Below are 21,622 nucleotides of genomic sequence, written 5' to 3' on the forward strand. Positions count from 1 at the left end.
GGAGTGTGTGTGGACCCCGATCTCGTCGTCGTCGGATCCGGATTCTTCGGTCTGACCATCGCCGAGCGCTGCGCGGCCGAGCTCGGCCTGCGCGTGCTCGTGCTCGAGCGACGCCACCACCTGGGCGGCAACGCCTACTCCGAGAAGGACCCGGAGACCGGCGTGGAGGTGCACAAGTACGGTGCGCACCTCTTCCACACCTCCAACGAGAAGGTCTGGGAGTACGTCAACCGGTTCACCACCTTCACCGACTACAAGCACCGTGTCTTCGGCAAGTACCAGGGGCAGGTGTACTCCCTGCCGATGAACCTGGGCCTGATCAACCAGTTCTTCGGCAAGAGCCACACCCCGCAGGAGGCTCGTGAGCTGATCGCGAGCCAGGCTGCCGAGATCGCGACCGAGGACGCCGGCAACCTCGAGGAGAAGGCGATCAGCCTGATCGGCCGCCCGCTCTACGAGGCCTTCATCAAGGGCTACACCGCGAAGCAGTGGCAGACCGATCCCACCGAGCTGAGCGCGGACATCATCACCCGCCTCCCGGTCCGCTACACCTTCGAGGACGGCTGGTTCAGCGACACCCACGAGGGCCTGCCGACCGACGGCTACACCGCGTGGCTGACCCGGATGGCAGACCACCCGAACATCGAGATCCGCCTCGAGACCGACTTCTTCGACGTCGCCGACCAGTTCAAGGGCCGGGTTCCCATCGTCTACACCGGTCCGGTCGACGAGTACTTCGGCAGCTCCGAGGGTCGCCTCTCCTGGCGCACGGTCGACCTCGAGGCCTCTGTCGAGGACGTCGACGACTTCCAGGGCACCGGCGTGGTGAACTACAACGACCAGGAAGTGCCCTTCACCCGGATCATCGAGTTCAAGCACTTCCACCCCGAGCGTGTGAAGACCCACCTCCCGGGCAAGACCGTGATCGTCCACGAGTACTCCCGGTTCGCGCAGGAGGGTGACGAGCCCTACTACCCGGTCAACACCGCGGAGGACCGCGAGAAGCTGCTGAGGTACCGCGAGCTCGCCAAGCAGGAGCCGGCGGTGCTCTTCGGCGGCCGGCTCGGCACCTACAAGTACCTCGACATGCACATGGCGATCGGGTCCGCCCTCTCCATGTTCGAGAACAAGCTCAGGCCGCACTTCCAGGACGGCGTCGAGCTCAAGTCCGGAGGCGTTGATGAGTAAGAGGGCCGCGACCCGCTCGACCACCGCGCGGCGGGTGCTGCAGCGGTTCGTGCTGCCGGCGGACCGCGATCTCGACGTGGTGCCCCTGTACGTCGACACCGAAGGTGTCCAGCTCGACGCCGACAAGGAGATGATCGGCACCAACAAGAGTGCCCAGAAGGTCAACAAGGCGGCTGCTCGCCAGGCGATCTCCTCCGGTACGGCGCTGCACCCCGACTCGATCCTCGACCGGCGACGGCTGCGGGTCGAGTCGTCGCAGCGGGTCTCCCTCGGCACGTACTTCAACGGCTTCCCCGCCGGTTACTGGCGCCGCTGGACGGTCGTCGGGGAGGTCCGCCTCGACCTGACCCTGAGCGGTGCCGGTGCCAGCGTGATCGTCTACCGCTCGATGGCCAACGGCCGCTCCCAGCGCGTCGACGGATGGACCTGCGAGACCGCGGGTCCCAGCTCGGTCTCCTTCGACCTCACCCTGGTGCCGTTCGTCGACGGGGGCTGGTACTGGTTCGACGTGGTTGCCGGCGACGAGCCGGCGGTGATCGAGGAGGCCACCTGGAGCGCCGAGGTGCCGGCCGACCGCGCCGACCCCGGCACCGTGACCGTCGGCATCACCACGATGAACCGTCCCGCCTTCTGCTCCGCGCTGATCGGCCAGGTCGGCGCCGACGACGACGTCCGCTCGCTCCTCGACGAGGTCCTGGTCATGGAGCAGGGCACCGACAAGGTCGCCGACGACCCCGGCTTCGCCAAGGCCGAGAGCCAGCTCGAGGGAAAGCTGCGGATCATCGAGCAGGGCAACATCGGGGGCTCCGGCGGGTTCGCCCGGGCGCAGTTCGAGACGCTGAAGGCCGGTCGCTCCAGGTACGTCCTCTTCCTCGACGACGACATCGTCGCCGAGCCCGAGAGCATCCTGCGCGCGGTCACGTTCGCCGACCTGGCGCGCCGGCCGTCGATCGTCGGCGGCCACATGTTCTCCATGTTCGCCAAGGCCCAGCTGCACAGCTTCGGCGAGATCATCAACCTGAACCGCTTCTGGTGGATGACGCCGAAGTCGGCCGAGGAGCAGTGGGACTTCGGTGCGCGCAACCTGCGCAGCACGCGCTGGCTGCACCGTCGCCTCGACGTGGACTTCAACCCGTGGTTCATGTGCCTGATCCCGACCGAGGTGGTCCGCGAGATCGGCCTGAGCCTGCCGCTCTTCATCAAGTGGGACGACTCGGAGTACGGCCTGCGTGCGCAGGCCGCGGGCTTCCCGACGGTCACGCTCCCGGGCGCTGCGGTCTGGCACATCCCGTGGACCGACAAGAACGACGCGCTGGACTGGCAGGCCTACTTCCACCACCGCAACCGGTTCGTCGCCGCGCTGCTGCACTCGCCGTTCCCGCACGGAGGGCGACTGATCTGGGAGAGCCTGAACCACCAGATCAAGCACCTGCTCGCGATGCAGTACTCCGTCGTCGAGCTGCGCTGCCTCGCCCTCGCCGACGTGCTGGCCGGTCCCGAGGGGCTGCACGCACAGCTGGGCACCAAGCTCGGTGAGGTGCGCGAGTTCCGCAAGCAGTTCCCCGACGCCCAGCTGTCCGCCGACCCCGACGCGTTCCCGCCGGTGCGGCACTCCAAGCCGCCTCGCCGGGGCGACACCTCGGAGATCCCGAGCCGGCCCTCGCAGCTGGTGTCGGCGGTCCTCGGCGGCCTCCGCCAGTTCCGTGCCGTCCGCTCGTTGTCGCGGGAGTTCCCGGAGAGCAACCTGCCGACCATGGACGCCCGGTGGTACCGCCTCGCCACCCTCGACTCGGCGATCGTGAGCATGCCCGACGGCACCGCGGCGGCCTTCTACCAGCGTGATCCCGACGAGTTCCGCGACCTGTTGCGTCGTACGGTCGAGCTCCACGAGCGGCTCTACCGCGAGTGGCCGGCGCTCTCGCAGCGCTACCGCGAGGCGCTCGCCGAGGTGACCGCGCCCGAGACCTGGGAGTCGACCTTCGCGGCGTCGCTGGAGGGCCGCCGATGAGGGCAGCGAACAAGGCAGCCGAGGCCAAGAAGCCGAAGCGTCACCAGACCGACGAGTTCGGCCGGCGCCGCAACTCCAAGCGCAAGGCGCGCAAGCTGCTGGAGAAGAAGGCCGACTCGATGCCGGTCGTCGAGCTCGAGGGCCCGCGCATGGAGCGCGTGGTCGACGCCGAGCTGGTCGACCCGGCACCCTCGGGAGGCATCCGTGAGGTCTTCCGGCAGCGCTACCTGCTCCGGCTGATCGTCAGCCGCCAGCTGGCGCAGATGTACGCCGCGTCACTGCTCGGGCTGCTGTGGTCCTACATCCAGCCCGCCCTGCGGTTCGCCGTGTACTTCTTCGTCTTCGGGGTGGTGCTGAAGAACGCCCACGGCGGACTGCCCAACTTCGCGCTCCACCTGTTCACCGGCATGGTGTTCGTGCACTACTTCACCGAGACCTGGAGCGGCGGCACGCGGTCGATCTGGACCAACCGCGCGCTGGTGCTCAAGATGCGGGTGCCGCGGGAGATCTTCCCGGTGACCTCGATGATGGTCGCGGCGTACCACACCGGTCCGCAGGTGCTGATCCTGGCGATCTCGTGCGCGGTCATCGGCTGGCACTTCTCGCTGGCCGGCATCGCCGCCGGACTGCTCGGGCTCGCGATCCTGGTGTCGTTCTCGATGGCGCTGGCGCTGATCTTCTCCGCGCTGAACGTGTTCTTCAAGGACTTCCAGAACATCGTGCAGACCTTCACCCAGTTCCTGCACTTCCTGGTCCCGATGATGTACGCCTACTCGATGCTCGCGAAGCTCGGCGAGCACCACAAGTGGGCCTACGAGCTCTACTTCGCCAACCCCATCGCCGAGGCCGTCATGCTCCTCCAGCGCCTCTTCTGGGCCCCGACGCTCGAGCCCGAGCAGTACGCCAAGGAGTTCCCGCCGGACCTCTGGGAAAGAGGGTTCATCATGCTGGCCGTGTGCCTGGTGCTCCTCGTGATCGCGCAGAAGTTCTTCGCGCGACTCGAGGGCAAGTTCCCGGAGCGGCTCTGATGAGCCGCGACTCGATCGTGGTGGAGAACGTCTCCAAGGACTTCACCATGCAGTACCACCGGACGCTGAAGCAGATGGCCGTGGCCACCCTGCGCCGGCTGCCGCTCAAGGAGAGCTTCCGGGCGGTCAACGACGTCTCGTTCACCGTCGAGCAGGGCGAGTCGATCGGCCTGATGGGACTCAACGGCAGTGGCAAGAGCACCCTGCTCAAGCTGATCAACGGCGTCATGCGACCCGATGCCGGCACCATCCGCACGCGCGGGCGGATCGCCGGCCTGATCGCGACCGGAGCGGGCTTCCACCCGCAGCTGAGCGGACGCGACAACCTCTACCTCAACGGCGCGATCCTGGGCATGACCGAGGCGGAGATCAACCGCAAGTTCGACGAGATCGTCGACTTCGCCGACATCGGCAAGTTCCTCGACACCCCGGTGTCGCACTACTCGTCGGGCATGTACGCCCGCCTGGGGTTCTCGATCGCGATCCACGTCGACGCCGACATCTTCCTCGCCGACGAGGTGCTCGCGGTGGGCGACCGGCCGTTCAAGAAGAAGTGCATGGCCAAGATGCAGGAGGTCCGCCGGCAGGGCACGACGATCTTCTACGTCAGCCACGCCACCGCGTCGGTGCGGTCGATGTGCGACCGGGTGCTGGTCCTGGAGTCCGGCCACCTGAACTTCGACGGCGACGTCGAGGAGGGAATCCACTACCTCCAGTACGACGATGACGAGGAGAGCCTGGAGGCGCTCGAGGACGCCGAGCTCGGCGCCGACATCTGAGCGAGAAATCGCCGGAGAATGCGGCCGCTAATGCCGCGAATTACATCCATGTAATTCCCTAATTACAGTTCTGTAATTAGGGCAAAACGGTTGCGCTACCCCCTGTTACTGGTGTGAAACTTGGTGCTCGTGTGAATCCTTCCCCTCACATGGAGACCAAAGAATGCGCATTTCCCGAGCTCGTTACGTCACCATCTGCCAGCAATTCCTGGTCACGGCGGTGGTGCTGGTCGTCGCGCTGACGGCCGCGGGCGTGATGACCCTGCAGATCGTGGCGCCCGAGCGCGCCCCGCAGGCCACCGGGATGGCGCCCGCGATCAAGGTCTCCGACGCCTACGTGTCGACCAAGGTCGTCCAGCCGAAGGTCCGCGAGGTCAGCGTCAAGAGCGTCGACCCGCAGGCGGCCGGCGACCTTCCCGGCGTCGTCACCAAGCCGGAGAAGCTCGCCCGCCTCGGGCGGAGCGCCGCAGTGCCCGCGAACAAGCTCGTCGCGCTCTCGCCGCCGACCCACGTGAACGGCTACGCGACCGTCGGCGTGACCTGGGACCGGGGCGCACGGCTCACCGACGGCCAGATCAGCGTCCAGGTGCGGACCGAGCGCGACGGCGCCTGGTCGGACTGGACGAACGTGAAGTTCGACGCCGACGAGGGTCCGGCCGACGACGGGTCCGAGGGCGGCGACGTCCGGCCGGGGACCGATCCTCTCGTCATCGGCGACGTCGACCAGGTGCAGATGAAGGCCGAGACGATCACGGGCGAGGCTCCCGCCGGCCTCGAGCTCGCGGTGATCGACCCGGGGGCCGACACGCTCGCCAAGCAGGCCCCGGCCATCGACACCTCGAAGCTGCCGGCCGGCGACCAGACCGCCACCGGGACACCGCCGGTGGAGAAGACCCCCGGCACGACAGCCGCGAGCGCCTCGGCGTCCGGTGACACCGCGGCGCTGAGCGCCATGACGGTGACGCCCCGACCGGTGATCTACTCGCGGGCGCAGTGGGGCGCCAACGAGGCGATGCGCGACAAGAGCTCGCTGCGCTACGGCACCATCAAGACGGGCTTCATCCACCACACCGTCAACGCGAACAACTACACGGCCGACCAGGTCCCGGCACTGCTGAGGGGCATCTACGCGTACCACACGCAGACCAGGGGCTGGAGCGACATCGGGTACAACTTCCTGGTCGACCGCTTCGGCCGGATCTGGGAGGGCCGGTACGGCGGGGTCGACCGCCCGGTCGTCGGCGCGCACACGCTCGGCTACAACGAGTACTCGTTCGCGATGTCGGCCATCGGCAACTTCGACGTCGTCCAGCCACCACAGGTGATGCTCGACGCCTACGCCTCGCTGTTCGCCTGGAAGCTCTCGCTCAGCGACATCCGCGCGGACGCGAACCACCTGTGGGTCAAGGACCGCTACCTCCAGGCCATCAACGGCCACCGCGACGTAGGCCAGACGGCGTGCCCGGGCAAGTACCTCTACGCGAAGATCCCCGCGATCAGGGTTGCCACGCAGGCGATCGAGAACAACGCGCAGACACCCGTGGACCCGGTGACGCTGCCGATGGTCCCGACACCCGCCGGGATGCCGGCGCCGACCCAGGCACCTGCGGCGGCCGCTGCACAGCCGGGGATCGGCTTCCCGCAGCGCTCCAGCGTCGCCGGCAGCGGCTGGCCCGACCTGCTCGCGATGGACGGAGGCGGCAGGATCGCCGTCATGCCCACCGAGGGCGTGACCGACTACACGACGCGGGTCGTCAGCGGCCCGGGCTGGGACAAGATGAGCCTGATCGCCGCGGTCGGCGACGTGACCGGCGACGGCAAGGCCGACGTACTGGCGAAGAGCAGGAGGACCGGCATCACCAAGATCTACCCCGGTGACGGCAGCGGTCACGTCGGCCACGGGATCCGGCCCACGAACGCGTTCGCGCGGGTGAACATGTTCGTCGGGGCGCGGGACCTCGACCAGGACAAGTTGGTCGACGTCGTCGGCCGCGACCGCAAGACCGGTGCGCTCCTGGTCTACCGCGGCACCGGGAAGGGCCGGTTCAAGGCACCGACCGTGCTGCGCAAGAAGTGGCCCTACGCCGAGACCGTCGGAGTCGGAGATTTCAACGGGGACCGCTGGTCCGACCTGGTCGCCACCAAGGACGGACGCACGCTGCTGCTGTTCCCGGGAGCGTCCCGCGGCACGAAGCTCGGCAAGCCGGTGCGACTGACCACCCTGCCCGCGGCCGCGAACGCGCTGCTCGGCTGGGGTGACCTGACCGGCGACGGACGGACCGACGTGATGGCCCGGGTCGGCAGCACGACCACGCTCTACAGCGGCACCGGCCAGGCGTCGCTCGGGCAGACGGTCGGTCCCTTCTCCTCGCTCGGAGGGTTGTCCCGGGTGACCCTGACCAACATGGGCGGCAGCAAGGAGGCCGACGCCGTCGGCCGCGACGCAGCCGGCCACCTGGTCGTGGTGCTCAACAACGGCGCTCGCAACACGTCGGCGCCTCTGCCCACGAACCTGACCGTCGCGGGTGCCAGCCAGGTGCTCGACGTCGGGGACTGGGACCGCGACGGCACCTCGGACGTCGTCGTGCGCACCTCCGGTGGGGACCAGCTGGTGCTCTACCCGGGGCTCGGCAACGGCAAGTTCGGCCGCCCGCACTCCCTGGGCACCGGGTGGAAGACGATCACCCGGCTTGCGGCCGTCGGCGACGTGACCGGCGACGGCTTCCCCGACCTTCTGGGCGCGACCGCGTCCGGACCCATGACGATCTTCCGAGGTGCAGGGAACAACGCGTTCAGCGCGCCTGTCCTCGCGCCGGCATCCCTGCGGACCTACAACCAGATCGGATCGGCCCCGTGGTCGCCCGGTGGGAGTGTGTTCGCTTCGGCGGACGGTGGCTTCGTGCCCCTGTCCGGCACGGATCCGGCAACGGCCCTGCGGATGGCGAACGGCGCGGTCCCCGCGACCTACGACACCTATCTCGGCGTCGGTGACGCCAACGGTGACGGAGTGGCGGACCTCCTGGCCAGGGAGAGCGGGACCGGCACCATCTGGTTGCTCCCGGGGAAGACATCGGGCGGCTTCGCGCCGCGGATGTGGGTGGCAAGCGGATACGCCGGTTACCAGCTGGTCGGCTGACCCGTCCGCAGTGAACCAGTGGCCCGCTCACTCTGGGAGTGAGCGGGCCACTGTCGAACGTCTGGATGCGCGACGAGCACCAGTGAGCCGGTGCCGGCCAACAGCCCGAGGAAGAGCGCGCGCCCGTCGGGCAGGAGGGGGTCGAGGTCGGTGAGGACCCGCCGGTTGTCCGGCTCCGGTACGTCGAGCCGGGTCGGCGCGGTCGGTGAGAACACGTCGCTCTGGCCGGGCCACAGCACGCCGTGGTCGAGCACGCCCGGCGGCAGCGGATCGGTGAAGCGCGTCGCAAAGGGGGTCAGCGAGCAGGCGATCGTCGTCTGCGCGCCGCTCTCGACGCCGTCGGGACCGACGATCGCGACCTCGGCGTCGCCGGCGAGCTCGAGTCCGCACGACCACGCGGCGCCCAGGAAGACCGGTCCCAGCCAGTGCACCGGAAGGTCGATCCGGATCGCGTCGCCCGGGTCGAGCATCAGCTCGTCGGCGTACAGGTTGGCGGTCTTGCTCACCCAGTTCGCGAACGTCTTGACCGACAGCTCGGTGCGCTCGCCGCTCGCGTCGTCGTAGAAGGTCACCAGTGGTTGCCCCGGATCGGCGGTGAGTCGCCGGGCGAGCAGGTCGGGGAAGGTTGTCGGGGTCACAGGTGCCATGATGCCGCCCATGACTGCGTCGGACTCTGGGGACCTCTGGGCCGTGGTGCCGGCGGGAGGTGCGGGGACCCGGCTCTGGCCGCTGTCGCGCGCCGGGTCGCCGAAGTTCCTGCACGACCTCACCGGCACCGGCCGCACGCTCCTGCAGGCCACTCACGACCGGCTCGCACCGCTGGTCGCGGACCGGGTGCTGGTGGTCACCGGGGTCGCGCACCAGGACGCCGTGCGCCACCAGCTCGGTGCGGTGCCGGCCGGCCAGGTGGTCGCCGAGCCGAGCCCTCGCGACTCGATGGCGGCGATCGGCCTGGCCGCGGCGATCGTCGAGCAGAAGGACCCCGATGCACTGATCGGGTCGTTCGCAGCAGACCACGTGATCGCCGACGCCGACGCGTTCCGGGACTGCGTGACCGAGGCGGCGGACGTCGCGCGCACCGGCCTGCTGGTGACGATCGGGATCGCGCCGGACCGGCCCTCGACGGGGTTCGGCTACATCCACCTCGGCGACCGGCTCGACGGGTTCGCGACTGCTCGTGCGGTCGAGGAGTTCGTCGAGAAGCCCGATGCCGTGCGCGCGGCGGCGTACGTCGCGTCGGGGGAGTACCGCTGGAACGCGGGGATGTTCGTCGCCCGCGCGGGTGTGCTGCTGGACCTCCTCGCCGCCGAGCACCCCGAACTCGCGTCAGGCGTGCGGGCGATCGCCGCCGAACCCGGCCGGCTGGCAGAGGTGTGGCCGGGGCTGACGAAGATCGCCATCGACCACGCCGTGGCCGAGCCCGCCGCGGCAGCCGGCAAGGTCGCGGTCGTGCCCGGCTCGTTCGGCTGGGAGGACGTCGGCGACTACGCGGCCCTGGCCGACCTGCTGCCGGAGGCCGGACCAGGTCTGAAGGTGCTCGGCGACGCCGGCGACGTGCTGGCCCTGGACAGCACCGGCCTCGTGGTGGCGCACGGCGGCCGGAAGGTCGCCGTCCTCGGTCTCGACGACGTGGTCGTCGTCGACACCGGCGACGCGCTCCTGGTCACGACCCGGGCGCGCGCGCAGGACGTGAAGGCGGTCGTGGAGGCGCTCAAGGCCTCCGGGCGGTCCGACCTGACCTGATCACATCCCGGCGTTCGGCTCGGGCGACTCCGAGTGCGGCCACTTCTTCACGAAGTCGGAGATCACCTTGCCGCTCGTGGAGCCGCAGTACTGCCAGTTGCCGCGCTGCTTCGACTCGTCGGAGGGTGCGCTCGCGTCGGCGCTCCAGCGGGTCAGCGCGATGTGCTTGCCGTCGGGGAAGGCCTTGCCGTCGTCGGTGGTCCACGGCACGGCGATGAACGGGACCTGGTCGTCCTGGTAGTTCTTGGCGATCGCCTCCAGGTCCTTCATCTCGGTCTTGTCCTTCGCCGCCGTCTCGTCGTACCAGGCGATCGTGTAGCCGTGCTCCATGTTGTGCACGAGCTGCGCAACCTCGGGCCGGTCGTCCGCGGTGTAGAACGGCCGCCCGAACGCCGCAGGGCTCGGACGGTGAGGGCCGAAGGCCGGCGGGGCGTCGGTGTAGGTGATCGGGGTGCCCTCTGGGATGTGGTTCTGGTTCTTGTCCGTCGGCTTGGTCTCGATCGGGTTGCAGGCCGCGGCCGACTCGGAGACGCCGATCTTCGAGACCGCGGTGTTCGCCAGCTTGGAGTCGGCCCTGGAGGAGTCGACGTACTTCCAGACCGCCACGCCCAGCAGCGCCACGACGACCGCGATGCAGACGCCGAGGATCGCGAGGCTGCGCATCCGCTCCTTGCGTGCCTGCTCCTTGCGCATCTGCTCGACCATGGCGCGTCGTTCGACGTTCTTCGGGTTCTTCTTGGCCACGGTCTGCTCTCAGTCAGGGTCGGGGGCTGGATCGGGTCTGGGGCAGTCTACGAAAGCCGGGCAAGAACGGTGGCCGAGTCCGAGGACAGCTCGGCGTCGACGTCCCATCCGTGGGCGAACGCCAGCGCGGCCACCCGTACGTCGCCCTGGCCCTTCTCGACCCGGACGGTCTCCCCGGCGAGCGACGAGTCCAGGCCGCAGTCGTCGAGGGCGCGGAGCAGGTCGGCCGTCGAGGACGCCGCCCCGAACGCCGGCCGGTCGCGACCGCTGAGCGCGGCGACCACCGCCTCCCGGCTGCCCAGCCCGAACATGTCGGTGCCCGTCTCGCGAACCAGCGCTCGTGCGCCGGGCCCGTGCTCGCCGGGCGGCAGGACCCGGTCGGCCAGGCCGCGGACGACGGTGAACGGCCGGCCGCCGAGCTTGCCGGTGGCCACCTCGGCGATCCCGGCGATCTCGTCGGCCACGGCGGGCGCGGTGACCGACAGTGCGTTGCCGTAGCCGTCGACGGTGCCCTCGAACGACTCCAGCGGCAGGATCCCGGCGACGCCGAGGGCGAGGTCGGTCTGGCCGTGCCGCCACGCGCGCCCGGCGGTGTCGCTGACCACGACCGCCACGTTGACCGACCCGGTGGATGCGAGCTGCTCGCGCAGCCGGCGCGCGCTGGCGTCCGGGTCGAGAGGGAGGAGCACGACGGAGCCGGGCGCGACGTTGGAGGCGTCGACCCCCGCGGCCGCCATCACGACGCCGAGTCGCGTCTCCACGATGCTGGTCGGCCCACGACGGGCGACCACGCGCACGGTCTCGTCGAGGATCGCCTCCTCGCGGTCGCGGGCGACCACCCGGCCCTCGGCCTTGCTGACCACCTTGCTGGTCACCACGAGCACGTCCCCGTCGGCCACGAACGGCGCCGCCAGTGCGGCCAGGTCGGTGCCGGCCGTGATCTCGCCGATGCCCTCCGGCGCGGAGATCTCGAGCACGCGCGTCACTACAGCCCGGCCAGCTCGAGTGCGGCCTCGACCATCGCAGCGGTCGCGTCGTGGTCGGTCATCATCAGCGGCACGGCACGGCTGCGGATGCCCGCGGCCTCGATCCTCCCGACGAGCGCCGCGTCGACGGTGTCGACCAGCCAGCCGTCGACCACCCCGCCGGTCGCACGCGCTCCGTAGTGCTCGGCGACCCCGGCCGCCGAGACCTCCACCCCGATGATGCCGAGCAGCTGCCGCGCCATTCCGCGGACGTGGTCGTCGCCGACGATCCCCGAGACGCCGATAACCGGCGCCGCGGTCTTGACCAGGGCGTCGCGCACCCCGGGCACGGCCAGGATCGTGCCGACCGAGACGACCGGGTTCGACGGCGGCAGCAGCACCAGGTCGGTCTCGCCGATGGCGTCGAGGACGCCGGGCGCCGGGGTCGCCTTGTCCGCCCCGATCGGCACCACGGAGTGCGCCGGGACCGCGGCCTGGTGACGGATCCAGTACTCCTGGAAGTGGACCGCGCGCCGCTCGCCGCTGTCGGGGTCGTCGATCACCACGTGGGTCTCGACCCGGTCGTCGCTCATCGGCAGCAGTCGGACCGCGGCCCCGAACAACGGCGTGAGCCAGCGCCGGCAGAGCGCCTCGGTCACCGCGGACAGCGGGTAGCCGGCGTCGAGCATCTGCGTGCGGACGAGGTGGGTGGCGAGGTCACGGTCGCCCAGGCCGAACCAGGTCGGCTCGACGCCGTACGCCGCGAGCTCCTCCTTGGCGTGCCAGGTCTCGCCGGTGCGGCCCCACCCGCGCTCCTGGTCGATGCCCTCACCCAGGGTGTACATCACCGTGTCCAGGTCGGGGCAGACCTTCAGCCCGTGCAGCCAGATGTCGTCGCCGGTGTTGGCGATCACGGTGACCTCGGTGCTCGCGCCGGTCCGCTCGCGCAGCCGCAGCACGCCCTGCAGGAAGCGGGCGCCGCCGACGCCGCCGGACAGCACGGTCACCTTCGGGGGGAGTCCAGGGGGGAGTTGCGTCATGGGAGCAGTCTGACTTCGCCGTTCTCCACTATCAGATCCGGGCTTGACTTACGGTGTACGACAGGCATGTAATCACAACAGTGTGGTTTTCACTCCGGTCCGCCGGTGACGAACATCACGCTCACACAAATCGCGGCCCGTCAGGGTCGCAAGGGTCGAAGGGGAAGATCATGCGTGAGCTGTATCTGCTCGAGGGGGACACGGACGAGAGCGGCTGGCAGGAGCGCGCGTTGTGCGCCCAGACCGACCCGGAGGCCTTCTTCCCGGAAAAGGGTGGCTCCACCCGCGAGGCCAAGCGGGTCTGCCTGACCTGCGACGTCCGCGGCGACTGCCTGGAGTACGCACTGCACAACGACGAGCGCTTCGGCATCTGGGGCGGCCTGTCCGAGCGGGAGCGTCGGAAGCTCAAGAAGCGGGCGGTCTAGCGACCCCGGAGCGCTTGGGAGGGGTGGCCTAGGGTGGCCCCCCGTGAAGGTCACCGCGCTCCTGGTCAGCCACAACGGCGGCCGCTGGCTCCCCGCGGTGCTCGCCGGGCTCGACGGCTCGGCCCGGCTGCCTGACGAGATCATCGCCGTCGACACCGGCTCGACGGACGATTCGGTGAGCCTGCTGGAGAGCGCGTTCGGCGCCGGCGTCGTGCACCTGGACACGCGGACGGCGTACGGCGCGGCCGTGCGGGCGGGCCTCGAACGGGCCCCGGCGGCCGAGCCGGACGAATGGGTCTGGCTGCTCCACGACGACCTCGCGCCGGCACCCGGCGCCCTGGCCGCCCTCGCCGAGGTGGCCGAGCACGCGGCGCCGGAGGTCGCCGTCCTCGGCCCCAAGATCCGCGAGTGGCCCTCGCTGAAGCGCCTGCTCGAGGTCGGGGTCACGCTCACCGGGACCGGGAGGCGCGAGACGGGCCTCGAGCGTGGTGAGTACGACCAGGGCCAGCACGACGAGTCCCACCGGGTGCTCGCCGTCAACACCGCCGGCATGCTGGTGCGCCGCGACGTGCTGGAGTCCGTGGGGTTCGACGACCTGCTCCCCGTCCTGGGCACCGACCTGGACTTCGGGTGGCGGGTCGCGCGTGCCGGGCACACCACAGTGGTGGTGCCGGACGCGATCGTGTTCCACGTCGAGGCGTCGCGACGTGGCCGCCGTGACTCCGACCTGGTCCACCATCCGGGGCGCCAGGACCGCGAGGCCGCCCAGTACACCCTGCTCGTGAACAGCCCGGCGTGGACGATCCCGTTCCGGTCGGTGCGGATGGTGACCGGCGCCCTGCTGCGTGCCATCGGCCTGCTGCTGGTGCGGGCACCGGGCGAGGCTGCGGACGAGGTCGTGGCGCTGCTCCGCGTCTTCATCCATCCCTTCCGGGCGTTCCGGGCACGCCGGGCCCGCGCCGGTGCGGCCGTCGTCCCGCACTCCGAGGTGAGGCCCCTGCTGGCGCCGTTCTGGCTGCCCTACCGCCACGGCCTCGACTACGTGACCGATGTCGGCGTCGCGATCGCCGACAGCATCCGGGACGAGGCGGAGCGCCGCCGACCGCCCGGCAGCGCGGAGCTCGGTCTCGGCCTGAGGCTGCTCCGGTCGACGACGTTCTGGGCCGTCGCGGCCAGCTTCGTGCTGGCGTTCGTGGCCGGTCACGACCTGCTCCAGGGTGGTCCGCTGCAGGGTGGGGCGCTCCTGCCGGCGCCCGAGAGCGCCGGCCACTGGTGGCACGTCTGGGGATCGAGCAACCTGCGGCTCGGCACCGGCACGGACGCTCCGGGGCCGGCGTACCTCCTGCCACTCGCCGTCTCCGCGACCGTGCTGCTCGGTCATGCCGGACTCGTGCTGGTGCTGCTCTTCGTGCTCCCCGTGCCGCTGGCCTTCGTCGGCGCTCTCCGCTTCCTGCGCCGCGTCACCGGGCGTCCGTGGGCGCCGCTGTGGGGCGCCGCGGCCTACGGCTTGCTGCCAGTCGTCTCCGGCTCGGTCGCGCAGGGGCGGCTCGGCACCGTCGCCGGCGCGGTGATCCTCCCGTGGCTCGCCACCGCCGCGCTCGGCCTCGGCAAGGTCGGTGCGGACGCCTCGGTGCGCCGGTGGCGGGCGGCCTGGCGCACGGCGCTGCTCGCGGGGCTTCTCGTGTCCTTCGTGCCGCCCGCCTGGCTGGTGATGGTGGTGGTGGTGCTCTTCGCCGGCGTCTCGGGCGCGACGCGGGGGCGTGGTCGCGAGATCGCGGTGGTGCTGGTGCTGCCGCTGCTCCTCGTCCTGCCGTGGGCGGTCGCGACGATCGGCACTCCGGGTGCCTGGCTGGTCGAGGCGGGCCGGACCGGTGCGCTGCCGATCGACGTCCACCTGGTCGACCTCCTCCTGGGCCGCGCCGGCGGGCCGGGCGAGGCGCCCGGTTGGCTGACCGCAGGCCTGCCGCTCGCCGGCCTGGCAGCGTTCGTCCGCCCGGACACGCGCGCGCGGGTGCTCCAGGTCTGGGTCGTGATCCTGGCTGCCGCGATCGTGCTGGCGGCGGAGTCGCGGGTGCCGGTGTCGCTGCCCGGCGTACCGGTCGAGTTCCGGCCGTGGCCCGGTTTCCTGGTGCTGCTGATGCAGGCCGGCTACGTGCTCGCGGCGGTGATCGCCGCCGACGGCGCGATCAAGGTCGCCTCCGGGAGCAGCTTCAGCTGGAGGCAGCCGATCGCGGCCGTGGCGTCCGTCGCCGCCCTCGCAGCGCCGGCGCTCGGCACGGTCTGGTGGGTGTCGCACGGCGACAACGGTCCGCTCGCGCGCGCCGATCCGCGAGAGGTGCCGACCTACATGCAGGAGCTCGCCTCGGGCAAGGACACTGCCGGTGTGCTGGTGATCCAGGGCGGTCTGCGGCGCGGGATCCAGTACGACGTGCTCCGGTCGGGTGTGCACCGGCTCGGCGACGAAGCGGTGCTCGGACTGACCCCGCCGAGCTCGCGGTTCGCCGACCTCGTCGCGCGGCTGCTGTCGTCGGCGCGCACCGATGATGCGGCTGCGCTCGCGTCGTACGGCGTGAAGTACGTGTACGCACCGCCGCCGGTCGCGGGCACCGTCAGCGGCGGGCTCGACTCGGCCAACGGGTTCGGCGGCTCGAGCGCCCCTCGCCGCGGGTCGCGGGCATGGGTGGTCCAGGAGCCGACCACGCTGCGGTCCCTCGACGGCCACGGTGACCCGCTCCGGAGGGTCTGGGTCCTCGCCGACCTGCTGGCCGTGGCGACCGGCCTCGTCCTGGCCGCGCCCGAACGGCGGCGGCGGCGATGAGGTCGGGGAGGACCGCCGTGCTCGGCGTGATGGTGGTGGCGCTCACGGCCGCCGTGCTCACGCTCGCCGGTACGACGCCGCGCGGCATCGGCGCTCCGGTGCGGACCTTCGACCGTGTCGAGCTGGACCAGCGCACGTTCGCGTGCGGCGGTGGGATCCCCGGGGCCACCGCGACCCACGGGCACGTGGACGACGCGCTCGCGGCGCCCGTTGCCATCGGTGACTCGGCACAGGTCTTCGACGACGACAAGTCTGTCGCGCTCGGGTCGTTCGCCGGGCAGGAGTCGCGCGCCAAGGACTGGCTCGCGTGGCTGCCCTGCCCGGAGCCCCGGGCGCGCTGGTGGTTCGTCGGCGCCGGCGCGGCGACGGTCAGCCACGACACGGTCCTCACCATCACCAACCCCCGGGCCGGGCAGGCCGTCCTCGACCTGGACGTCCTGGGGTCCGAGGGCCCGGTCCAGGGCCCTGGCCTGCACGGCATCACGATCCCCTCCGGGGGCACCCAGGTCATCGACCTGGCGCAGGCGGCGCCTGCCATCGGCGACCTCGCCGTCAACATCGTGGCGAAGAGAGGTCTGGTGTCGGTCTCGGCGGCCGACCGGTTCGCGCCCGGCGTGGTCGGCAAGCCGGTGCAGGAGTGGCTGCCCGGCCAGTCGGCGCCGGCCACGACCGTGACGATGACCGGCCTGCCCGCCAAGCCCGACCGGGCGACCCTGGTGGTGGCCAACCCGCGGCAGCTGGAGGCCGTGGTCTCGGTGCAGCTGATCGGCGCATCCGGCACGTTCGCCCCGAAGGACAACCCGACGGTGACGGTCCCGCCGGACTCGGTGGCGTCGGTGTCTCTGGCGGGAGCCTTCAACGGTGACCCGCTCGCCGTCCGGGTCAGCTCCGACCAGCCGGTCACTGCCGCGGTGCGCACGGTCACCGGGGGCGACGTCGCGTTCGCGACGGGGGTCGGGCCGGTCAGCGGCAGCACCACGTTCGCGGTCCCGAGCGGCACCGGCGACGTGGTGCTCTCGTCAGTCGGTCCCGCGTCGTCGGTCGCGCTCACCGCCTTCGCCGCATCCGGCAAGCAGCTCGCCGACACCACCGTCACGGTGCCGAAGGCGTCGAGCGTCGCGACCCGGCTGCCCGCGGGCACCCGCTACGTGCGGCTGGTCGCGAAGGGACTGGACGCGGTCGCCGGCTTCACGGTCAGCGATCCGGCCGGCATCGCCACCGGCGGCGTCACCCCGGCGATCGGCTCGGTGCTGCTGCCCGTCGTGCGACCCGCCTGGTGACCGATCGGCGAGCTACTCCTCTTCCTCGTAGCCCGGGAGGACCTCCTCGACCGGGATCCCGAGCACCTCGGAGAGCTGCTCGACGATCACCGTGAGCAGGAGGGTCTCGAGGTCGGCGAGGGTCTCGGTGCGGTGCTCGATCGGACGCCGGAAGAGCACCAGGCGCGGCCGGGCGGCTCCGCTCGCCTCGACGTACGACGCCAGCGGGACCGTCGGGGCCGACCAGCCCGGAGGCAGGACCGGCACCTCCTCGACGGCGAGCTCGACGTCGCCGAGCCGGTCGATCCACGGAGCGACGACCGCGCGCATGATCCGCAGCGCGACGTGGTCGAAGTGGTCCGCGGGGGTCCGGCGTGCCGGCACGCCCGCCGGCGCCAGCGGGCTCTCGGCGAAGGCCGGACCGCGCATGCCGCGGCCGTGCCGATCCCGGGCGCGAGTGGGAGGAGCCACGCCGCGAGCCTAGCCGGGCACGGCCGTGCCGACGGGTACCCTCGGCGCGTGAGCCTGCTCCGTCGCTGTTCGCGCACTGCCTGCGGCCGCCCCGCCACGACCACGCTCACCTACGTCTACGCCGACCAGACAGCGGTGCTCGGTCCGCTGGCGACGTACGCCGAACCGCACGCCTACGACCTGTGCGAGGTGCACAGCGACCGGCTCAGCGCTCCGCGGGGCTGGGACGTGCTGCGCCTGGTGCAGGACGACCCGCACGCGCACTCCGCCGACGACCTGCTCGCCCTGGCCGATGCCGTGCGCGAGGCGGCGCAGCCCCGCGCGGTCGAGGAGCCGGGCCACGACCGGGCACCGTTCGAGATGCGCGAGGTCGGCCGCAAGGGCCACCTGAGGGTGCTGCGCTCGGAGCACTCCGACTGACTACTAGGGTTCGGGTCATGGCGACCCACCCCGACCTGCAGGCCATCTTCAAGGCGTACGACGTGCGCGGCACCGTCCCGGACCAGATCGATGCCGACCTCGCGCGCCGGGTGGGCAATGCGTTCGTCGTGGTGACGGGGGCCGACCAGGTGGTGGTCGGCCACGACATGAGGCCTTCGTCGCCGGAGCTCTCGCGGGCCTTCGCCGACGGCGCTGCCACAGCCGGGGCCGACGTCACCCTGATCGGGTTGGCGTCGACCGACGAGCTCTACTTCGCCTCCGGCCACCTGGCTCGGCCCGGCGCGATGTTCACCGCCAGCCACAACCCCGCGCAGTACAACGGGATCAAGCTGTGCCGGTCCCACGCCACCCCCGTCGGTATGGAGACCGGCCTCGCCGAGATCCGCGATCGGGTGGCGTCGGGCGAGACCGTGACGGGGGAGCGCACCGGCGAGATCGGCGAGCAGGACCTCCTCGCCGAGTACGCGACCTACCTGCTGTCGCTCGCGCCCGTGCGCGGCCGGCGCCTCGAGGTCGTCGTCGACGCCGGGAACGGGATGGCCGGCCTGACCGCTCCCGCCGTCCTCGGCCAGGTCGACGTCGACGTCGTGCCGCTGTACTTCGAGCTGGACGGCACCTTCCCGAACCACGAGGCGAACCCGATCGACCCGGCCAACCTCGCCGACCTGCAGGCGAAGGTCCGCGAGGTCGGCGCCGACATCGGGCTCGCGTTCGACGGCGACGCCGACCGGTGCTTCCTGGTCGACGAGCGCGGCGAGCTGGTCAGCCCCAGCGTGCTCACCGCGCTGATCGCCTCGCGCGAGCTGGCCAAGGAGCCGGGCAGCACGATCATCCACAACCTGATCACCTCGCGTGCGGTGCCGGAGATCGTCGAGGAGCTCGGCGGGAAGCCGGTGCGCACCCGCGTCGGGCACTCGTTCATCAAGGCGACCATGGCCGAGACCGACGCGATCTTCGGCGGTGAGCACTCCGGGCACTTCTACTTCCGGGACTTCTGGCGCGCGGACTCCGGCATGCTCGCCGCGCTGCACGCGCTCGCGGCGCTCGCCGAGCAGGATGCGCCGCTGTCCGAGGTGCTTGCGCCGTACTCGAGGCACGTGGCCAGCGGCGAGATCAACACCGAGGTCGCCGACCAGGCGGCGATGCTCGCCCGCATCGAGCAGGAGTGGGGCTCGCGTCCGGGCGTGACGCTCGACCACCTCGACGGGCTCAGCGTGCTCCACGACGACTGGTGGTTCAATGTCCGCGCGTCCAACACCGAGCCGCTGCTCCGGCTCAACGCGGAGGGCAAGGACGAGGAGACCATGGAGCAGATCCGCGACGAGGTGCTCGCGATGATCCGGTCCGACGGCGAAGGAGCGACTCGATGAACCTCGACCAGGGACTTCTCGACCTGATCGTCTGCCCGGCGTGCCACGCGTCCCTGTCCGTGGACGAAGCGGCCGAGGAGCTCGTCTGCACCGGCTGCGGCCTCGCCTACCCGGTGCGCGACGACATCCCCGTGCTGCTCGTCGACGAGGCTCGCCGGCCGGCCTGAGGTGATGTCGCCCGCGTTCGACGACGGCCTCCTCGACGACGGGGCCGCACTGAGCCGCGCCGAGCCCGACCTGCGCCGGATCGCCGAGGCAGGTGCCCGCGTCCGGCTGGAGTCGGTGACCGCTGCGGAGGCGGTGGCCGCGGCGGTGTCGCGGCTGGCCGAGTCGCCCCCGCGTGCGATCGTCGCGGCCGGCCCGGACTCGCGGCTGCTGCGCGCGGTCCTCGAGCCGGTCTGCCCGGTGCCCTTCGTCGCCTGGCCCGGAGCCGGGCTGCCGGGATGGGCCGGCACGCTCGACCTCGTCGTCGTGCTGGCCCCGGACGGCTCGGACCCCGGCACGGCCGCGGGCGTCGCCGAGGCGGTACGCCGCGGCTGCCAGCTGGTCGTGGCCACCCCGGACGAGTCCCTCGTCGGCCGGCACACGCCCGGGCGCTACTCCACGTTGCTGCCGACGGTGACCGGCGACCAGCTCGCCACCGCCGTGGTGATGCTCGACCTCCTCGACCGGCTCGGCCTCGGGCCCGACACCGACCCCGAGGTGGTCGCGTCGGCGCTCGACGACGTCGCGCTCAGCTGCGGGCCCTACCGCGACCTCGCCGTCAACCCGGCGAAGCTGCTCGCCAGTGGCATCGCCGAGACGAGCCCCCTGCTGTGGGGCGGCACCGTGCTCGCCGCGCGGGCCGCGCGACGCATCGCCGAGCAGCTCCGCCGCGCGAGCGGCCGGGCCGCCCTTGCCGCAGATGCCGAGCACCTGCTGCCGGTGCTCGACGCCGCCGCTCCGTCCGACGTCTTCGCCGATCCGTTTGCCGACGAGGTCCCCGACCTGCGTCCGTCGCTGCTGATCCTCGACGACGGCTCCCCGGACCCGGTCGTCGCCGAAGCACGGCACCGGCTCTCGCAGCAGGCGGACGAGCGCGGTGTCCGCGTCGAGACCGTCACGACGGAGGCCGACGGCGACGTCGCCCGGTACGCCGCCCTGCTCGCGACCGGCACCTTCGCCGCCCGCTACCTGCGGGTCGGCCTCCTCGAGGCCGACTGATGTCGACCGAAGGTGGCACCAAGGCGGTCGTCGCTGCCCTCCTGGCGAACCTGGGCATCGCGGTCACCAAGTTCGTGGCGTTCTTCCTGACCGGCTACTCCTCGATGCTGGCCGAGGCGATCCACTCCGTCGCCGACTCGGGCAACCAGGGACTGCTCCTGCTCGGCGGGAAGCGGTCGCGCCGCGAGGCGACCGAGGAGCACCCGTTCGGCTACGGACGCGAGCGCTACGTGTACTCGTTCATCGTGGCGATCGTGCTGTTCAGCGTGGGCGGGTTGTTCGCCCTCTACGAGGCGTACCACAAGTTCCACGAGGTCCACGCCGGTCACTCCGACATCGGCGACGACTGGAAGCGGTTCGTGCCGGTCGTCGTGCTCGCCGTCGCCATCGTGCTGGAGGGGATGTCCTTCCGCACCGCGATCCGCGAGACCGACAAGATCCGGGGCAGCGCGTCTTACGCGCAGTTCATCCGGCGCGCGAAGGAGCCCGAGCTGCCGGTCATCCTGCTGGAGGACTTCGCGGCGCTGCTCGGGCTCGTCCTCGCCTTCCTCGGCGTCACGCTGATGCTGGTCACCGGCAACCAGTACTTCGACGCCGGCGGCACCGCGCTGATCGGGTTGCTGCTCGTCCTGGTCGCGGTGGCGCTCGCGGTGGAGACCAAGAGCCTGCTGCTCGGCGAGTCCGCCTCCGAGGACGTCCAGCAGTCGATCCTCGCGGCGCTCACCGGGACCGCGGGCGTGGAGCGGGTCATCCACCTCAAGACCATGCACCTCGGCCCAGACGAGCTGCTGGTCGCGGTGAAGATCGGGGTGGAGGCGACCGATTCCGCCGCCGACGTCGCGTCGGCGATCGACCGTGCGGAGGTCGCCGTGCGCGCGGCCGTGCCGGTCGCGACCTCGATCTACGTCGAGCCGGACCTCTTCCGTGGTTAGTATTGGCTCCGCGCCTTTCGCACGAGACCGTGGCCAGACGCCCTGAACAGGCCCTCGAGCCTGCCTTCAGCC

Annotated in this window: 19 protein-coding genes; 14 read left to right on the plus strand and 5 right to left on the minus strand. The window is 71.2% G+C overall.

Annotation, left to right across the window (positions count from 1 at the left end; genetic code table 11):
* Positions 1 to 9: 9 nt before the first annotated feature.
* From glf to ACVW00_RS05850, 5 genes are all read left to right on the plus strand, one after another.
* Complete coding sequence (gene glf / locus ACVW00_RS05830) at positions 10 to 1,188, plus strand: UDP-galactopyranose mutase (protein ID WP_457109959.1); 1,179 nt, start codon at positions 10 to 12, stop codon at positions 1,186 to 1,188.
* Positions 1,181 to 3,196 (plus strand): glycosyltransferase, encoded by a 2,016-nt coding sequence (locus ACVW00_RS05835; protein ID WP_457109960.1) that lies wholly within the window; start codon positions 1,181 to 1,183, stop codon positions 3,194 to 3,196. Before glf ends, ACVW00_RS05835 begins: the two co-directional genes overlap by 8 nt.
* Positions 3,193 to 4,224: an ABC transporter permease gene (locus ACVW00_RS05840; protein WP_457109961.1), complete on the plus strand. Its 1,032-nt coding sequence runs from the start codon at positions 3,193 to 3,195 to the stop codon at positions 4,222 to 4,224. Before ACVW00_RS05835 ends, ACVW00_RS05840 begins: the two co-directional genes overlap by 4 nt.
* A complete protein-coding gene (locus tag ACVW00_RS05845; RefSeq protein WP_457109962.1) occupies positions 4,224 to 5,003 on the plus strand; it encodes an ABC transporter ATP-binding protein in 780 nt (259 codons plus the stop codon). The genes ACVW00_RS05840 and ACVW00_RS05845 overlap by 1 nt, the downstream gene beginning before the upstream one ends.
* A 163-nt stretch (positions 5,004 to 5,166) precedes the next feature.
* Positions 5,167 to 8,139: an FG-GAP-like repeat-containing protein gene (locus tag ACVW00_RS05850; RefSeq protein ID WP_457109963.1), complete on the plus strand. Its 2,973-nt coding sequence runs from the start codon at positions 5,167 to 5,169 to the stop codon at positions 8,137 to 8,139.
* Here the strand turns inward: ACVW00_RS05850 and ACVW00_RS05855 are convergent.
* Complete coding sequence (locus ACVW00_RS05855; protein WP_457109964.1) at positions 8,121 to 8,777, minus strand: TIGR03089 family protein; 657 nt, start codon at positions 8,775 to 8,777, stop codon at positions 8,121 to 8,123. The two genes, ACVW00_RS05850 and ACVW00_RS05855, sit on opposite strands and share 19 nt — an antisense overlap.
* A gap of 19 nt (positions 8,778 to 8,796) precedes the next feature.
* On the opposite strand from ACVW00_RS05855, the gene ACVW00_RS05860 reads away from it, so the two are divergent.
* Positions 8,797 to 9,882: a mannose-1-phosphate guanylyltransferase gene (locus ACVW00_RS05860; RefSeq protein ID WP_457109965.1), complete on the plus strand. Its 1,086-nt coding sequence runs from the start codon at positions 8,797 to 8,799 to the stop codon at positions 9,880 to 9,882.
* Here the strand turns inward: ACVW00_RS05860 and ACVW00_RS05865 are convergent, their stop codons facing one another.
* Genes ACVW00_RS05865 through cofD form a run of 3 tightly spaced genes read right to left on the minus strand, consistent with a single transcriptional unit; the run spans position 9,883 to position 12,631 of the window.
* On the minus strand, positions 9,883 to 10,626 hold the full coding sequence (locus tag ACVW00_RS05865) for a DUF3105 domain-containing protein (protein WP_457109966.1): 744 nt from the start codon (positions 10,624 to 10,626) through the stop codon (positions 9,883 to 9,885).
* A gap of 47 nt (positions 10,627 to 10,673) precedes the next feature.
* Complete coding sequence (gene cofE / locus ACVW00_RS05870; protein ID WP_457109967.1) at positions 10,674 to 11,603, minus strand: coenzyme F420-0:L-glutamate ligase; 930 nt, start codon at positions 11,601 to 11,603, stop codon at positions 10,674 to 10,676.
* Positions 11,604 to 11,611: 8 nt separating this feature from the next.
* Complete coding sequence (gene cofD / locus ACVW00_RS05875) at positions 11,612 to 12,631, minus strand: 2-phospho-L-lactate transferase (protein ID WP_457109968.1); 1,020 nt, start codon at positions 12,629 to 12,631, stop codon at positions 11,612 to 11,614.
* Between the two features lie 170 nt (positions 12,632 to 12,801).
* On the opposite strand from cofD, the gene ACVW00_RS05880 reads away from it, so the two are divergent.
* The 3 genes from ACVW00_RS05880 to ACVW00_RS05890 are packed head-to-tail and all read left to right on the plus strand — an operon-like array spanning position 12,802 to position 17,154.
* A complete protein-coding gene (locus ACVW00_RS05880; protein WP_457109969.1) occupies positions 12,802 to 13,056 on the plus strand; it encodes a WhiB family transcriptional regulator in 255 nt (84 codons plus the stop codon).
* Between the two features lie 43 nt (positions 13,057 to 13,099).
* On the plus strand, positions 13,100 to 15,874 hold the full coding sequence (locus tag ACVW00_RS05885) for a glycosyltransferase family 2 protein (protein ID WP_457109970.1): 2,775 nt from the start codon (positions 13,100 to 13,102) through the stop codon (positions 15,872 to 15,874).
* A complete protein-coding gene (locus tag ACVW00_RS05890) occupies positions 15,871 to 17,154 on the plus strand; it encodes a DUF5719 family protein (protein WP_457109971.1) in 1,284 nt (427 codons plus the stop codon). Before ACVW00_RS05885 ends, ACVW00_RS05890 begins: the two co-directional genes overlap by 4 nt.
* A 12-nt stretch (positions 17,155 to 17,166) precedes the next feature.
* Here the strand turns inward: ACVW00_RS05890 and ACVW00_RS05895 are convergent, their stop codons facing one another.
* Positions 17,167 to 17,604, minus strand: coding sequence for a metallopeptidase family protein (locus tag ACVW00_RS05895; protein ID WP_457109972.1), 438 nt, complete (start codon positions 17,602 to 17,604; stop codon positions 17,167 to 17,169).
* 48 nt (positions 17,605 to 17,652) lie between these two features.
* Between ACVW00_RS05895 and ACVW00_RS05900 the strand changes: the two genes are divergently transcribed.
* The 5 genes from ACVW00_RS05900 to ACVW00_RS05920 are packed head-to-tail and all read left to right on the plus strand — an operon-like array spanning position 17,653 to position 21,550.
* Positions 17,653 to 18,024 carry a DUF3499 domain-containing protein gene (locus ACVW00_RS05900; protein WP_457109973.1) on the plus strand — a complete coding sequence of 124 codons (372 nt, stop codon included), beginning with the start codon at positions 17,653 to 17,655 and terminating at the stop codon, positions 18,022 to 18,024.
* Positions 18,025 to 18,041: 17 nt separating this feature from the next.
* Complete coding sequence (locus ACVW00_RS05905; RefSeq protein WP_457109974.1) at positions 18,042 to 19,415, plus strand: phosphomannomutase/phosphoglucomutase; 1,374 nt, start codon at positions 18,042 to 18,044, stop codon at positions 19,413 to 19,415.
* On the plus strand, positions 19,412 to 19,582 hold the full coding sequence (locus ACVW00_RS05910; protein WP_457109975.1) for a Trm112 family protein: 171 nt from the start codon (positions 19,412 to 19,414) through the stop codon (positions 19,580 to 19,582). The genes ACVW00_RS05905 and ACVW00_RS05910 overlap by 4 nt, the downstream gene beginning before the upstream one ends.
* Positions 19,583 to 19,586: 4 nt before the next feature.
* Positions 19,587 to 20,618, plus strand: coding sequence for an SIS domain-containing protein (locus ACVW00_RS05915; RefSeq protein WP_457109976.1), 1,032 nt, complete (start codon positions 19,587 to 19,589; stop codon positions 20,616 to 20,618).
* Complete coding sequence (locus ACVW00_RS05920; RefSeq protein ID WP_457109977.1) at positions 20,618 to 21,550, plus strand: cation diffusion facilitator family transporter; 933 nt, start codon at positions 20,618 to 20,620, stop codon at positions 21,548 to 21,550. Before ACVW00_RS05915 ends, ACVW00_RS05920 begins: the two co-directional genes overlap by 1 nt.
* Positions 21,551 to 21,622 lie beyond the last annotated feature (72 nt).

This window comes from Marmoricola sp. URHA0025 HA25, assembly GCF_054059435.1.

Bases quoted from the DNA above. Each gene is read 5' to 3' on its own strand.
- ACVW00_RS05840 (WP_457109961.1), top strand. From the start codon at position 3,193: ATGAGGGCAGCGAACAAGGCAGCCGAGGCCAAGAAGCCGAAGCGTCAC.
- ACVW00_RS05905 (WP_457109974.1), top strand. From the start codon at position 18,042: ATGGCGACCCACCCCGACCTGCAGGCCATCTTCAAGGCGTACGACGTG.
- ACVW00_RS05850 (WP_457109963.1), top strand. From the start codon at position 5,167: ATGCGCATTTCCCGAGCTCGTTACGTCACCATCTGCCAGCAATTCCTG.
- ACVW00_RS05880 (WP_457109969.1), top strand. From the start codon at position 12,802: ATGCGTGAGCTGTATCTGCTCGAGGGGGACACGGACGAGAGCGGCTGG.
- ACVW00_RS05915 (WP_457109976.1), top strand. From the start codon at position 19,587: ATGTCGCCCGCGTTCGACGACGGCCTCCTCGACGACGGGGCCGCACTG.
- ACVW00_RS05860 (WP_457109965.1), top strand. From the start codon at position 8,797: ATGACTGCGTCGGACTCTGGGGACCTCTGGGCCGTGGTGCCGGCGGGA.
- cofD (WP_457109968.1), bottom strand. From the start codon at position 12,631: ATGACGCAACTCCCCCCTGGACTCCCCCCGAAGGTGACCGTGCTGTCC.
- ACVW00_RS05920 (WP_457109977.1), top strand. From the start codon at position 20,618: ATGTCGACCGAAGGTGGCACCAAGGCGGTCGTCGCTGCCCTCCTGGCG.
- ACVW00_RS05845 (WP_457109962.1), top strand. From the start codon at position 4,224: ATGAGCCGCGACTCGATCGTGGTGGAGAACGTCTCCAAGGACTTCACC.
- ACVW00_RS05890 (WP_457109971.1), top strand. From the start codon at position 15,871: ATGAGGTCGGGGAGGACCGCCGTGCTCGGCGTGATGGTGGTGGCGCTC.
- ACVW00_RS05835 (WP_457109960.1), top strand. From the start codon at position 1,181: ATGAGTAAGAGGGCCGCGACCCGCTCGACCACCGCGCGGCGGGTGCTG.
- ACVW00_RS05910 (WP_457109975.1), top strand. From the start codon at position 19,412: ATGAACCTCGACCAGGGACTTCTCGACCTGATCGTCTGCCCGGCGTGC.